Here is a 13,685-nt window from a genome sequence, read left to right as displayed (position 1 = left end):
ATCAGCCCAAAGCTTCTACACTTAAGCAAGAATCTGCAGCTCATACATAAGAGAACAGACATAAAGAGTTCAATACATTTGATGAAATGGAAGGGGTAAAAGAAATGACATGGCTTACGAAATGGTCGTTTGGCAATAAGGGGGCAGTCGGGCTTCTGGTGGTTATGGCGCTTGTGGTCGGTATCATGAGTTATACCTCGCTGCCGATGGAATTCATGCCGGAGGCAGATAATCCTCAGGTGACCGTTGCGGTTCTGGGTCCTGGCCAGGATGCGCATGCGATGGAGACGCAAGTGACGAAGCCGATTGAGGCTGCGACCTCACTGGTGAAAGGCAAGACGGAGCAGATGTCCACTTCCGCTGACGGCTATGCCAAGGTGGATATTTATTTTGACGGCAAAACCAATATGAAGGAAGCGGCGCAGGAGGTTGAGAAGGCAGTTCATGCCCTACAATTCCCGCAAGGCGTGATGGACCCGTTCATCATTCAGCTGAATACCTCGATGATTCCTGTGTCGCAGGTCACTGTAGCGTTCGATGAAGGGCTCACCAAGGAGAATCTGGAGATTGCCGAGAACAAGATCCTTCCCGAGATGCAGAAAATTGATGGTGTAGCGAGCGTAGCCCTCTACGGCAAAACTTCTCCGCAGGTCCGGGTGAAGCTTGATCCGGCAGCAATGGCTGCGAAGGGAGTAAACACGGCGCAGGTCATGGGATTGCTTCAGGGCCGCAGCGTATCGGCATCTGTGGGTGAGCAGACGATTGGCGGCCAGACGGGCAATGTGAACGTGGTTTCATCCATTGAGAGCGTCGATACGCTTCAAAAGCTGCCGGTGGCAGCGGGAGTAACACTAGGAGATATTGCTGCTGTCGAGCCCAAGCTGGACCAAGAGAGTGTGAGCCGCTCGAACGGCAAGGATGTACTATTCCTCATTATCACCAAAGAAGCAAGTGCCAACGCGGTGGATGTGGGCGACAAGGTGCGCAGTACAGCAGAGGAGCTTAGCGCCAGCGTCAAAGATGCCGAGGTATCCATGATCTTCAGCACTTCGGATATGGTCGTGACTTCGGTAAACAGCATGCTGCGTGAGGTGCTGCTCGGTGCTTTATTCGCCACGATTGTGATCCTGATCTTCCTCCGCAATGTACGGGCAACGCTGATTACGGCTATCTCCATTCCGTTATCACTGGCGGTTACCTTGTACCTGCTGAAGGTATCCGGGATCACGCTGAATATAGTTACGCTGGGCGGCGTTGCCGTTGCGGTTGGACGGCTGGTCGATGACAGTATCGTGGTGATCGAGAACATCTACCGGCGGATGCAAAAAGAACGCTTGTCCCGCGAAATGGTAGTCAGCGCAACTGGAGAGGTCGCCCGGGCGATTACTACCTCTACGATTGCCACGGTAGCAGTATTCCTGCCGATGGGGCTGCTGCGCGGCGGGCTGCAAGCCTTCCTGCTGCCGTTTGCCCTGACCGTCACTTACTCGCTGCTGACCTCGCTTATAGTTGCCTTAACGGTAGTACCGCTGCTCAGCTCCTTGCTGCTGAAGGGCTCCTCCTTGAAGGAGCATGAGCCTTCCCGCAAGTTCAGCCGCTTCCTGGAGTGGAATCTGCAGCGGAAGTGGATTACGTTATCCCTCGGACTGCTGCTGCTTGTGGGGTCCATTGGCGCCTATGTCACGATGCCCAAAGGGGCGCTCGATGCTACAGATGCCAGCACGGTAACCGTTCAGCTGGTCTATCCGAATAATGTGCCGGTATCAGAGGTGCTGGAGAACGGCAAGCAGCTGGAAGCTGAACTGATGAAGCAGCCGCAGGCGGAGATCGTCATTATGCAATCCGGTAATAGCGCAGATTCGGCACAATGGGGCAGTGTGGTGTCGCTGACCCAAGTGGATTATACCGTCATGATGAAGGAAGATGCAGATGCGCAGGTATTCATGGACCATATCCGCAGCTTGCAGTCTTCCTATGACGGAGCAGCATTGACCGTGGGAGCAGCCAGTATGATGGGCTCCAGCTCAACCAATGAATACATTGATATTGTGGGCGATGATCTTCAAGCCATTAATGCGGTTGCCAAGGAAGTCGCTGCCAAAGTGAAAACGATCGAAGGCGTAGGGAAAGTAGCCAGCAACATGGAGGATACCAAGCCGGTGTTTGCGTTCAAAGTAGATCCGGCTGTGGCGAATGCCCAGGAAATCTCCATGCAGCTTAGTGCGATGCTGAATCCGGTTCCGCTGGGCCAGATCGAGCTGGATGGTTCCCCTGCCTCAGTAGTGCTGGAGCCAGTGGTTCAGCCTGCATCGCAGGAGGAACTGCAGAAGATTATGCTTATGACATCCGCCGGCCCGCAGCCGCTGTCACAGGTGGCAGAGCTTACGGTCACTGACCAGCCGGCAATGCTGTATCATAAAGACGGCAAGCCTTATGTACGGATTACCGCAGAGGCAGATCCGAAGCGGGTCTCGGAGATCGGTGCAGATATTAAAGCAGCGACTGACAGCATTACCTTGCCAGAGGGAGTAACCCTGTTCGCAGGTGGTGCCTCGGCCGATCAGGCCGGAGATTTCAGTGATCTGGGCATGACCGCATTGATCTCAATTGGTCTGGTGTACCTGATCATGGTATTGACCTTCAAGACGCTGCGTGCGCCTCTGGCGATCATGTTCTCCCTGCCGCTCGCAGCAATCGGGGCCATCGTAGCCCTGCTGATCTCGGGTGTGACCCCTGACTTCACCGCATTGTTCGGCGCATTAATGCTCATCGGCATCGTGGTCACCAATGCGATCGTGCTGATCGACCGCATTAAGCATAATGAGGAGCATATGACGGTCCGCGAAGCCATTCTGGAGGCAGCCGGCACGCGGATGCGTCCGATTCTGATGACAGCCATTGCTACCGTCTGCGCCATGCTGCCGCTCCTGTTCGGGCAGTCCGAGCAGGGAAGCATCGTCTCGCAGAGTCTGGCCATTGTAGTTATCGGCGGCCTGACTGCGGCAACCCTGTTAACTCTGATCGTAGTTCCGGCAATCTATGAGCTGCTCTATTTCCGCAAATCGGCCAAAGAACGCAAGCAGCCTGCCGCAGCCGGAACTGTGGCGTCAACGGATCTGCCTAGCTGATTGGGGAAGTAGCTGCAGGAAGAAGGGAACGGGATGGAATAGCTGGAAGTAGTAGTTGATGAAATTAGTAGTGGATAGTAGTTATTGGGACAGCAATGGCAGTTGGCAGCAGTAGTGAGAGCATAAATGAGAGCAGTGCGGAAATGTCCGCACTGCTCTTCGCCGTCTGCGGGACGGCGGTCATGGAGCTTTCTTCGTCAGCTTCTTCCAAACTAGGCCGCACTTGAGACCGCAGGCAAGCAAGTAACTGATCCTGCGCTGGTGGAACCAGTCAGAGAAGCCTTCATTTTGCATACCGGATTTGTTGCTGGCAGGGGTGAGAATCTCAAGTTCACACTCGTAGGCAAAAATGTTGTACGTATTACAACTTTGACTTAAGGATACACGGGTGTTTAGGAAGATTGTTGTATGAAATGCAAGAATTGTTCCGCTAAGCCGCCGGGATGAGCGGGATTGTTGTATTTTGTACAACAATTTAGGATTATGGCCGTTTTGATGAGAGAATTGTTGTATTTTGGGCAGGATTTACGAGAAATACGATAGTTGCAGCCGGATATTATGCTTGAGTTGCAGGTTGTTCCGCTACGAGACCTCCACTTAAGTTCTAACTAAGTTCAATCTAAGCTCAATCTAAGCGCTAACTGTGATTTAAACAACTAAACCGGGGCTATTATTGCGCATGAGGCGTATAGAGATAGTAGTTACTATTTTTTAATGCATAGAAGATAAGATTTAAATTTGTGAGAGGATATTCTCAATGGCTGTAGTGGAAATTCCGGCACTTGAAGAAGTAATCAGTCTGTTCCCCCTGGAGGGACAGGCCAGTTCAGCGCTGATTGATTCCGTTAATGATGAGGGGACCATCCGGGCGAGAGCAGCGACGGAGCTGGGCGAACTGCTGATGATCTCCAGCGGTCCGGAAGAGCGGGGGCACCTGAATGTCTCCACCATTGACGGTGTGGAAGGGGATCAGACCTATCAGGCGGATTACTCCATCGTGTATAGGGAGGATAATCAAAACTCCCTATTGAACTGGTTGCTAACACTTTCAGTTTTAAAAGGTAGGTTTCTTTTTTGCAGTATTCAGGTATTCCGGTCTTCTGGCATTTATGTGATTAAAGGTGTTAAACCGATTCCCGCTTAAACAGCGGAGCGGACGGAACGATTGTGTAAAAGCGTTAGCGGTCGCCTTTGTGTCCGGATTTTCACCGATAGTTAAAATCAAAAAAATCTGGACACAACAGCGATTGGAGCAACGTTCCGATTGCTGAGCGTCCACCCGAGTGCTCACGTATATCCTACTCCAACTTGTTAAAGGTTGTTGCTGTTATTTCGCCATCAATTCCCCGTACTCTCATACTTAGACAATCCATACCGGAAGATACCATAAGCCGCAGCCGCGCTTCCTATTGCCGCAACAGGGGCGAGCAGCCACCAGCCGGACCATCCGCTTTTGCCGAAAATATAGGTTGCCGGATAAAAGCTGATGAACGCATAGGGCAGCACAGTAGAAATAAAGATGCGGATCGCCTGCGGAAACAGGGTAATCGGATATTTGGCCAGATCGGACAGGTTATGCACCATCAGCGGAAAGGCATTGCCCGCATTGCGGATCCAGAAGGCGGCGGAATTCCCCGCGAGGTTGATCGATACCCGGATGATAACCGCAGTAATAAACAGCAGGATCAGGATGGCGGCTTTGCCCAGCGTCCAGTGAACCGGGCTATGCACGAGCGACTGCCAGACGATCACTCCGCCAATCAGCAGATTACCGAGTCCGTTGATGCCGATCCCGGTGCAGAACACCTGAAGGACAACGGGCACCGGCCGCAGCAAATAACGGTCCAGCTCGCCCATGTTGACCAGCCGCCCGAGGCGCCAGGTGCCTTCGAAGAACAAAGAGCCGATGCCCTCCGTCAGAAAGATCATGGCGTACATAAACGTAACTTCCCAGAACTTCCAGCCGTTAATATCCGGAATCCGGTCATAGATCACCCAGAGGAAGACAAACCCCAGAATCTGTGTCAAGGCGGCAGAGCACATCAAAATATAGAAGTCCTTATTATATTCCAAAATCGCTTTAAGCTGCTGCACATACAGCCGTTTGTAGAGGTAGAGCATTTGGGACATTTTCATTCTGCGGCCTCCTCCTGCCTTAGCCTCCATGGATGGTCACCTGGCGTACCGCCCAGTTCCACATTGCCCTGCCGGCAATCCAGAGTGCTGCCCCCCAGAAAAGTTGAATACCGATCAGCTGCAGACTCTCCCCGGTATCTGCCTGCTGCAGAAAGATCATCGACGGCGTGTGGATGATGGCCTGGAAGGGCAGCAGGAGCGCCAGCTTTTCCAGCCAGTCCGGGAAGAAGGCCAGGGGCACCAAAGCTCCGGACAGGAGATTGGTCAGAGCAATCCGTGTCCAGACGATGCCCATCGATCCGGTGGACCAGAAGCATAAAAGTGCCGCCAGATAGACAACGCCGAATTTCACCACGATTGCACCGAGCAGACTGACTGCGAACAAGACATAGACAGAGAGCGAACCCGGAAAGGTGACTCCGGTCAGGAAGGTGGCGAACAGGATCAGCAGGACCGTACTCATGCCGCCTTCAAGCAGGCTCGAGCCCAAGGTTTCCGCGAATCTTGCGGTCTGGAAATCGACCGGCTTAAGCAGGTCTACGGCGACGCTGCCGTCAAGGATTTTGCCGGAAATGGCCGATTCCGAATACCAGGACAACACAGAGTTGGCCAGGAAGGTAACCAGCAGATAGGTTTTCATCTGGTCCCAGGTATAGCCGCCTACCACCTCACGCCCGCTGTAAATGCCCTGCCACAGAAAGTAGATGGCCAGCAGATTGATAGAGTTCGCCAGAAAGGTAATGATGTAAGAAATCCGGTAAGCCAAAACCCGTTGCAGGGAGCGGTTCGCGATACTTCTGTACATTTTAAACTGGGCAGCAGTCATCATCTTGTGTAAACCTCCTTATTCCCCGGTTCCGGTCAGATCCAGCTTGCCGTCATAGACGGCCTTGATGACCTGCTCAATATTAGTGTCTTCCATCCGGAAGTCGACCACTTCGCCATATCTCATCACCCGGCCCACCACTTCACTGGCGGTATATTCGTACCGGTCAAAAGAGACCGAGAATTCCTGCGCGCTCTGCTGCGCAAGCTTCATTCCCGGTGTCTTCGCGAGCTGCGCGTATAACTCCGGCATCGGTGATCCGACCTGAAAGAAGATGACACGGTTTTTGGCAAAACGGGCCTTGACCTCGCTCAGGCTGCCGTCATAAATAATCGCCCCATGGTCGATGATAATCAGCCGTTTGCACAGATCCTCAATATCCCCCAGATCATGGGTGGTCAGCATCACCGTAGTGTTCTGCTCCTGGTTGATCTGTTTGATGAACTCGCGGATTTTTTGCTTCACGGATACGTCGAGGCCAATGGTCGGCTCATCCAGATACAGAATCGGCGGGTTATGCAGCAGGGCTGCGGCCAGATCGGCGCGCATCCGCTGACCCAGGGAGAGCTTCCGGGCAGAGAGATGGATGAACTCGCTCATTCCCAGCATTTCAGTGAACAGCTCCATATTCGTCTTGTAGACGGCGCCAGGAATCTGATAAATATCTTTCAGCAGCGAGAAAGACTCCACAATCGGGATATCCCACCACAGCTGGGTACGCTGGCCGAACACGGCGCCAATCTGGGCGGCATTGTCCATTCTTTTTTTGTACGGATTGATACCGTTTACAGAAACAGTGCCGGCTGAGGGCATGAGGATTCCTGTCAGCATTTTGATGGTAGTCGATTTGCCTGCACCGTTCGGGCCCACGTAGGCCACCGTCTCGCCTGCTTCTACACTCAAATCCAGCGGCTTAACCGCCACCTTCTCAATATGCCGGGGGAGGAAGAGGTGCTTAACCGCTCCCCCCAGGCCCGGCTCCTTCACTGCCTGCATAAATGACTTGCTCAGCCCTCTGGCTTCAATAATACTCAAGGCTAACCCTCCTGAAAGTTACTTTGAAAGCGCGTTCGCTTTATCGCAGCATATAAATTTCTGAATCCCAATCTATGTAAAAGACGTATGAATAAATATATCACTGCGGCAATGTCGAAAACTATCATAATCCATCGAATGAATATATTTATTTAGATTATTATGGCGAATGATGCTGCAAAAAAGCGGCTACCCTGGTTAACTAGACTAACCGGGATTTGCCGCTTCGTTCGAGAATGGCTTTGAGGAGTAACCCTATTAATAGTGGCAGCAACAGCTGAACTTCCAGTCTCCAGTCTACAGCGTACAGGTCTACAAGGTTGATCTGCTTCAATAGAACATAGACCACGTTGTACATCAGGAAGGAGCAGCTGACCGTGAGCAGCGGGATTAGGGCCAGATTGCTTTTGGAGCGGAGCAGCCTGTAACCCAGGAAGAGCATTAGTGTATGGCTTATCATGATCGCCAGTGCATAATTACTGCCGAAGCGCATGAATGATACCATAGCGGTTGCCAGATTCAGGACTGCCGAGATATAGCCGATGCGAAGCATGTAGAACCTCCTTGCTGAAAGGGTACGGTCCTTATTACAGGACAACATAGCCGTTTTCACTGGTGATTTTTGACTGCAGATTTTTCTATTTTACAGCGCTTGCAGGTTCATTTACAGGTCCAATGCTGAATGTTCTTTATTCCGTAATTGTATGTTATAATACTTTCTTTTAAAATCGGTTATATAGGAAATGGTAAAAATGGAGGGGGATCGTCGTGAGAATCTTTGAACAATCGAGAGCATGGAGCGTGCCCGGAGATTTGGAAGCACAGCAGCTTGAAGCCTTCCGGCCGCTTGACGCAGAGCAAATCGAATTACATAGCGGGCAGTCCGGGGTTTCTTTTCCAGAAGAATCGAAGGAGCATATCTATCACAGAGCCATGATATCTTCCATCCGCAGTGAAATGAATAAATTAAACCAGCTGCTCTCTATTCCTTATGTTGTATTCCTGACGGACAAGGCGGGTACCATTCTGGAGCTGGTCTGTTCTTCTCCGGTTACCCGGGATGAGATGGAACAGGCGGAGCTGCGTCCGGGAGTTAGCTTATGCAGGCAGCGCTCGGGCATGAATGCCGTATCCTTGGCCATGGAGATGAATTGCATCGGGGTAGTGCGGGGGGCGGAACATTCCGACCAGGCCTTCCAGAACTGGAACTGTGTGTGTGCTCCGCTGCAGAATGAGGATACTGTCTTCGGATATGTGGACATTTCTTTTAATAGAGGAGAACCGATTGAATTCGCGATTCCGTTCGTGCAGCAGATTGCCGAGAATATTATGGAGAAGTGGATGGAGAAGAACCCGGAGATGCAGCAATACCGCCTGGAAGCCACTTTCCAGGAATATAAGCTGACAGCGCGGGAGCAGGATGTAGCACGGCTATGGTTACTTGAGAAAAGCGCGCTGCACATCGGGAGTGATCTGGGCATCAGTGAAGGCACGGTTCGGAATATGCTGAAGAGTATTTACAGTAAAATGAGGGTGAATGACCGCTTCCAGTTCGTCAAACGGCTTACGCCATAGAAGGCGCGCAAAGCCTATATATACATAAGAATAGCCGGGCAGTGATACTAGCGTATCGCTTGCCCGGCTATTTATTTGCGGTGCAGTTATTTTCGCCTGCGCGTTGCCGCCAGTGGCATTTAGCCGCAGGAGCAGTTCAGTACCGGCTTCCGCGCGGCCTGGGTCTCATCCAGACGGCTGATCTCCGTGGTATGCGGTGCATTAATTACGATCTCCGGTGTCTCCTGCGCTTCCTTAACGATCTGAATCATCGTCTCAATGAAGCCGTCCAGCGTTTCCTTGCTTTCGGTTTCAGTCGGCTCGATCATCATACATTCCTCTACCGTCAGCGGGAAGTAGACAGTCGGCGGATGGTAGCCGAAGTCGAGCAGCCGTTTGGCCACATCCAGGGTACGTACGCCGTACTGCTTGAGGTTTCTGCCGGACATGACGAATTCATGCTTGCAGACACCCGGGAATGGAATTTCGAAATAAGGTGCCAGACGGTGCATCATGTAATTGGCATTCAGCACAGCGTTCTCGGACACCTCGCGCAGTCCGTCCGGGCCGTAGGTGCGGATATAGGCGTAAGCGCGGACCAGAATACCGAAGTTGCCATAAAAGGCTTTGACGCGGCCAATAGATTGCGGCCCGCCGGAGTCAAGCGAGAAGCTGCCGTCTTCGTTCTGCACCACCGACGGCTGGGGCAGGAACGGAATCAGCTTCGCCTTCACGCCGACCGGTCCGGCTCCCGGACCGCCGCCGCCGTGCGGCGTACTCATCGTCTTGTGCAGGTTGAGATGGACCACATCGAAGCCCATATCGCCCGGGCGGGTGATGCCCATGATGGCGTTGGAGTTCGCTCCGTCATAATAGAGCAATCCGCCGGCTTCATGGACAATCGCGGCGATCTCGACGATCTGCGTCTCGAACAGTCCGAGAGTACTCGGGTTCGTGAGCATCAGCGCGGCGGTGTCGCTGCCGACCGCGGCCTTCAGCGCTTCGAGGTCGACCATTCCCTTATCATTGGAAGGAATGGTGACGGTGTCGAGTCCGGCGGCTGCGGCGCTGGCCGGGTTGGTACCGTGCGAGGAATCCGGCACGATGACCTTGGTGCGGACCTCGCCGCGGCTTTCATGGTAGGCGCGGATCATCATCAGGCCGGTCCATTCGCCATGGGCACCGGCGGCAGGCTGCAGGGAGACCGCATCCATGCCGGTCAGTCCGGCGAGATCCTTTTGCAGTGTATACATCAGCTCAAGTGCACCCTGGATACTCTCTTCCGGCTGGTACGGATGGATCTTGGCAAGGCCGGGGAAGCGGGCCACATCCTCATTGATCTTCGGATTATATTTCATCGTACAGGAGCCGAGCGGATAGAAGCCGTTATCGACCCCGAAGTTACGCCGGGACAGGGCAGTATAGTGGCGGATAACATCCACTTCGGATACTTCCGGCAGCACTACCGGCTCGCTGCGGAGCAGGCCCTCAGGAATCAGTGAGCTGATGCTCTCTTCCTGCGGCACATCACATAGAGGCAAAGAGTAAGCCGAGCGGCCGGGGCGGCTTAATTCAAAGATCAGGGTTTGTTCCGGTTTCATATACAGCCCTCCAGTGCAGTGGCGAATTCGTCAATTTCGGTCTTGCTTCTTTTCTCAGTCACGGCAACCAGCATATGTCCGGCAAGCTCCGGATACTCACGGCCCAGATCATAGCCGCCCAGATAACCTGCCTTCAGCAGCCTGGAGTTCACTTCACTGACACTGCTGCCTTCCGGGAGCTTCAGGACAAATTCATTGAAGAACGGGGCGGTGAAGACGCGCTCTGCACCGGTGATTTCAGCCAGCCGTCCGGCGGCGTAATGGCTCTTGCGGATGTTCAGCTCACCAACCTCGCGCATGCCCTCCTTGCCCATCACGGACAAGTAGACGGATGCGCATAACGCCAGCAGCGCTTGGTTAGAGCAGATATTCGACGTCGCTTTCTCGCGGCGGATATGCTGCTCACGCGCCTGCAGGGTCAAGACGAAGCCGCGCTTGCCGTTACGGTCAACGGTCTGGCCGACGATCCGGCCCGGCATGCGGCGCATCAGCGGTTCGGCAACCGCAAAGAATCCGCAGGTTGGTCCTCCGAGCGATGCAGCGATACCCAGCGGCTGTGCATCGCCGACTACGATGTCGGCGCCCAGCTTGCCGGGCGTTTCCAGCACGCCGAGTGCAATGGGATTCGCGCTGACCACGAGCAATCCCTTGACGGCGTGGATCAACGGCTCAACCTGGCGCAGATCCTCGATGCCGCCGAAGAAGTTGGGCGACTGGACCAGAACGGCGGCAGTATCGGCATCAATGGCCTCAGCCAGCTTGGCAAGATCGGTAACCCCGTCCTTATAATCGATTTCCACGATTTGCAGGCCCCAGGCATTGGCCGAAGTACGCAGCACCTGGCGGGCTTCCGGATGAACCGTACGGGAGACAATCAGCTTCTTGCGTTTGGTGGCGCCTGCGGCCAGCACGGCTGCTTCGGAGAAGGCCGTTGCACCATCGTACATGCTTGCATTAGCGACCTTCATGCCGGTCAGCTCACAGATATAGGACTGGAATTCGAAGATTGCCTGAAGCTCGCCCTGGCTGATTTCCGGCTGATAAGGGGTATAGGCAGTATAGAATTCCGAACGGGAAATAATATGGTTAATGACAACAGGAATGTGGTGGTCATAGAGGCCGGCGCCAAGGAAGCTGGCATGGGTATCAAAGTCGGCATTCTTGTCAGCCAGACCCTTCATATGGCGCAGCAGCGCATATTCGTCCAGCGGGCCGGACATCGGCATCGTTCCCTGGTAGCGGACAGATTGAGGGATATCAGCGAATAGCTCATCGATGGACTGAATCCCGACAGTCTCCATCATTTCTGCGCGGTCTTGCTCCGTCATAGGCAGATAGCGGTGCTTCATTACGGCTTCACTCCTTGGCTCTTTTTGTAGAACGGGGCTTTGATCACGGCAGCCTTCAGTTGCTTGCCGCGGATCTCCACATACACCTCTGTGCCGATCTCAGTATAGGCAGCATCCAGCAGGGCAAGTCCGAGATTCCGCTTCAGCGTTGGGGATTGAGTACCGGTTGTGACTTCACCGATCTTCACACCGTCGGCATATACAGGATAATGGGAGCGGGGAATCCCGCGGTCGATCATTTCAAGCCCCACAAGGCGGCGCGGGAGACCGGCTTCCTTCTGCTTCAGCAAGGCATCACGGCCGATGAAATCCGCTTTGTCCAGCTTCACGAAGAACTGGACACCCGCTTCGAGCGGCGTAATATCCGCCGAGAGCTCCTGGCCGTACAGCGGCAGCTTGGCTTCGAAGCGGAGCGTGTCGCGTGCGCCGAGTCCGGCAGGGGTCAGGCCATGCGGCGCGCCTGCGGCCAGCAGACCATTCCAGAGTGCAGCCGCTGTGTGGACCGGGGCGTACAGCTCAAAGCCGTCCTCCCCGGTATAGCCGGTGCGGGAGAGCAGTACAGATACGCCGCAGACCTCGGCGTGTTCGATGAAGTGGAAGGGCTTCAGCTCTGCGAGCGGGGCAGAGGTAACTTCGGCCAGAATCGTCTCAGCCAGCGGACCCTGCAGAGCGAGCAGCAGCGTCTCATCAGAGACGTCCTTCAGGCTGACACCGCTGAATTCAGCGGTGAGATGTTCCTGCAGCCACTGGAAGTCCTTGTCGATATTGGAGGCGTTCACGACGAGCATATAGCGCTCATGGCCCAGGCGGTAGACGAGCAGATCATCTACTACGCCGCCGCTCGGATAGAGCATCAGGGTATACTGCGCCGCGCCGTCTGCAAGGCGGCTGACGTCATTTGTGGTCAACTGCTGCAGGAAGGCTTCAGCGCCGCTGCCGTCAACCATGAATTCACCCATATGCGATACATCGAACAGTCCGGCCTGCTGGCGGACCGCTTCATGTTCCTTAACGATGCCAGTAAACTGCACCGGCAGCTCCCAGCCGCCGAAATCAATGCATCTGGACTCCGCATAAGCGGCATAGAGATCATAAAAAGGCGTTCTTCTCAAAGACTCCATCGTGTCACCCCTTAGTCTGTTTACATGCAAAAAAGGACAGGCGAAAGTCCATCAATGCACAACAAACATGCATCAATAGACGTTCGCTCTGTCCTTTGTACCTGAGAGTTACCCTGCTATCATGCCCGCAGGTTTCCCCGTTGGTGATCCGTTTCCTGTTGTCCAGGCTGTGGATGCTCTCCAGAGATGCGTCCGGCAAAGGTCCTTTTGCCTGAGAGATTCACCCATCCCGGGCTTACTCCTTCGGCGCTGCCCCTGAGGGTCAGTCTCTCCCTATGCCATCATTCGCAAACCATATGTTTTTCTACTGACTCCATTAAACCGGGTTTACAAGCACGCTGTCAATCAAAAAACGTCAAAAAGATGACAAATTTAATTTTCCTGTCAGTTATATTGACATTAGGCAAGGTCATAACTTAGGCTATAACTAAATTTAGAACTCCAAATGTGGAAAAGAGGCGGCTTGGAAATGAGTGAAGTGTTGGACAACCTGCTATACAGCGAAGAGCATGAATGGGCACAGCAGGGTGAAGGACGCGTAGTACGTGTGGGAATTACGGATCATGCGCAGCATTTATTGGGCGACATCGTGTTTGTTGAGTTTCCGGAAATCGGCGCAGCCATTACCGCAGGCGACAGCGTAGGCAGCATCGAGTCTGTTAAGACGGTGTCGGAGCTGTATTCACCGGTATCCGGCAAGGTTACCAAGATCAACGACGCACTCGAATCCAGCCCGGAGCTGATCAATGATCAGCCATACGGCGGCGGTTGGATTTTTGAGCTGGAGCTTGACGGTGAGTTTGCCGAGGCAGCTTCCGGCCTACTGGATGCGGCTGCTTATAAGGAATTGGTTGGGGAATAGTTTCAACCGTTTATGTACCCGGATTATTAGAATAGATGACTGAACTGGATTTACGAAAAGATGAACACGGCAG

Annotated in this window: 11 protein-coding genes and 1 riboswitch; of the genes, 4 read left to right on the top strand and 7 right to left on the bottom strand. The window is 53.6% G+C overall.

Annotation, left to right across the window (positions count from 1 at the left end; genetic code table 11):
- Positions 1-104: 104 nt before the first annotated feature.
- Positions 105-3,128, top strand: coding sequence for an efflux RND transporter permease subunit (locus NSU01_RS32680; protein WP_076246493.1), 3,024 nt, complete (start codon positions 105-107; stop codon positions 3,126-3,128).
- A 757-nt stretch (positions 3,129-3,885) separates the two neighbouring features.
- Entirely contained in the window at positions 3,886-4,272 is a 387-nt protein-coding gene (locus NSU01_RS32675) for a hypothetical protein (protein ID WP_042140188.1), read from the top strand.
- Between the two features lie 194 nt (positions 4,273-4,466).
- Here the strand turns inward: NSU01_RS32675 and NSU01_RS32670 are convergent, their stop codons facing one another.
- The 4 genes from NSU01_RS32670 to NSU01_RS32655 all read right to left on the bottom strand — a co-directional run bounded on the left by NSU01_RS32670 (position 4,467) and on the right by NSU01_RS32655 (position 7,678).
- Complete coding sequence (locus tag NSU01_RS32670; RefSeq protein WP_042140187.1) at positions 4,467-5,264, bottom strand: ABC-2 family transporter protein; 798 nt, start codon at positions 5,262-5,264, stop codon at positions 4,467-4,469.
- A 19-nt stretch (positions 5,265-5,283) separates the two neighbouring features.
- Positions 5,284-6,093, bottom strand: a complete 810-nt coding sequence (locus NSU01_RS32665; protein ID WP_256703968.1) for an ABC-2 family transporter protein — start codon at positions 6,091-6,093, stop codon at positions 5,284-5,286.
- 15 nt (positions 6,094-6,108) lie between these two features.
- A complete protein-coding gene (locus NSU01_RS32660; protein ID WP_076246495.1) occupies positions 6,109-7,125 on the bottom strand; it encodes an ATP-binding cassette domain-containing protein in 1,017 nt (338 codons plus the stop codon).
- Between the two features lie 202 nt (positions 7,126-7,327).
- Positions 7,328-7,678 carry a hypothetical protein gene (locus tag NSU01_RS32655; protein ID WP_076246497.1) on the bottom strand — a complete coding sequence of 117 codons (351 nt, stop codon included), beginning with the start codon at positions 7,676-7,678 and terminating at the stop codon, positions 7,328-7,330.
- A gap of 215 nt (positions 7,679-7,893) precedes the next feature.
- Between NSU01_RS32655 and NSU01_RS32650 the strand changes: the two genes are divergently transcribed.
- Positions 7,894-8,700, top strand: coding sequence for a helix-turn-helix transcriptional regulator (locus NSU01_RS32650; protein ID WP_076246499.1), 807 nt, complete (start codon positions 7,894-7,896; stop codon positions 8,698-8,700).
- Between the two features lie 119 nt (positions 8,701-8,819).
- On the opposite strand, the gene gcvPB is transcribed toward NSU01_RS32650, so the two are convergent.
- Genes gcvPB through gcvT form a run of 3 tightly spaced genes read right to left on the bottom strand, consistent with a single transcriptional unit; the run spans position 8,820 to position 12,750 of the window.
- Positions 8,820-10,280, bottom strand: coding sequence for an aminomethyl-transferring glycine dehydrogenase subunit GcvPB (gene gcvPB, locus NSU01_RS32645; protein WP_076246501.1), 1,461 nt, complete (start codon positions 10,278-10,280; stop codon positions 8,820-8,822).
- Positions 10,277-11,629 (bottom strand): aminomethyl-transferring glycine dehydrogenase subunit GcvPA, encoded by a 1,353-nt coding sequence (gcvPA, locus tag NSU01_RS32640; RefSeq protein WP_076246503.1) that lies wholly within the window; start codon positions 11,627-11,629, stop codon positions 10,277-10,279. Before gcvPA ends, gcvPB begins: the two co-directional genes overlap by 4 nt.
- Positions 11,629-12,750 carry a glycine cleavage system aminomethyltransferase GcvT gene (gene gcvT / locus NSU01_RS32635; RefSeq protein ID WP_076246504.1) on the bottom strand — a complete coding sequence of 374 codons (1,122 nt, stop codon included), beginning with the start codon at positions 12,748-12,750 and terminating at the stop codon, positions 11,629-11,631. The genes gcvPA and gcvT overlap by 1 nt, the downstream gene beginning before the upstream one ends.
- Positions 12,751-12,939: 189 nt before the next feature.
- Positions 12,940-13,035: riboswitch (glycine riboswitch) on the bottom strand.
- A gap of 184 nt (positions 13,036-13,219) precedes the next feature.
- Between gcvT and gcvH the strand changes: the two genes are divergently transcribed.
- A complete protein-coding gene (gene gcvH / locus NSU01_RS32630; protein WP_076246506.1) occupies positions 13,220-13,612 on the top strand; it encodes a glycine cleavage system protein GcvH in 393 nt (130 codons plus the stop codon).
- Positions 13,613-13,685 lie beyond the last annotated feature (73 nt).

The organism is Paenibacillus sp. FSL H8-0259 (assembly GCF_037963255.1).
GTDB classification, from domain to species: Bacteria; Bacillota; Bacilli; order Paenibacillales; family Paenibacillaceae; genus Paenibacillus_AQ; species Paenibacillus_AQ phytohabitans.
The sequence above is the reverse complement of the archived record's forward strand: the minus strand, read 5'-3'. Positions and strand labels throughout refer to the sequence as shown.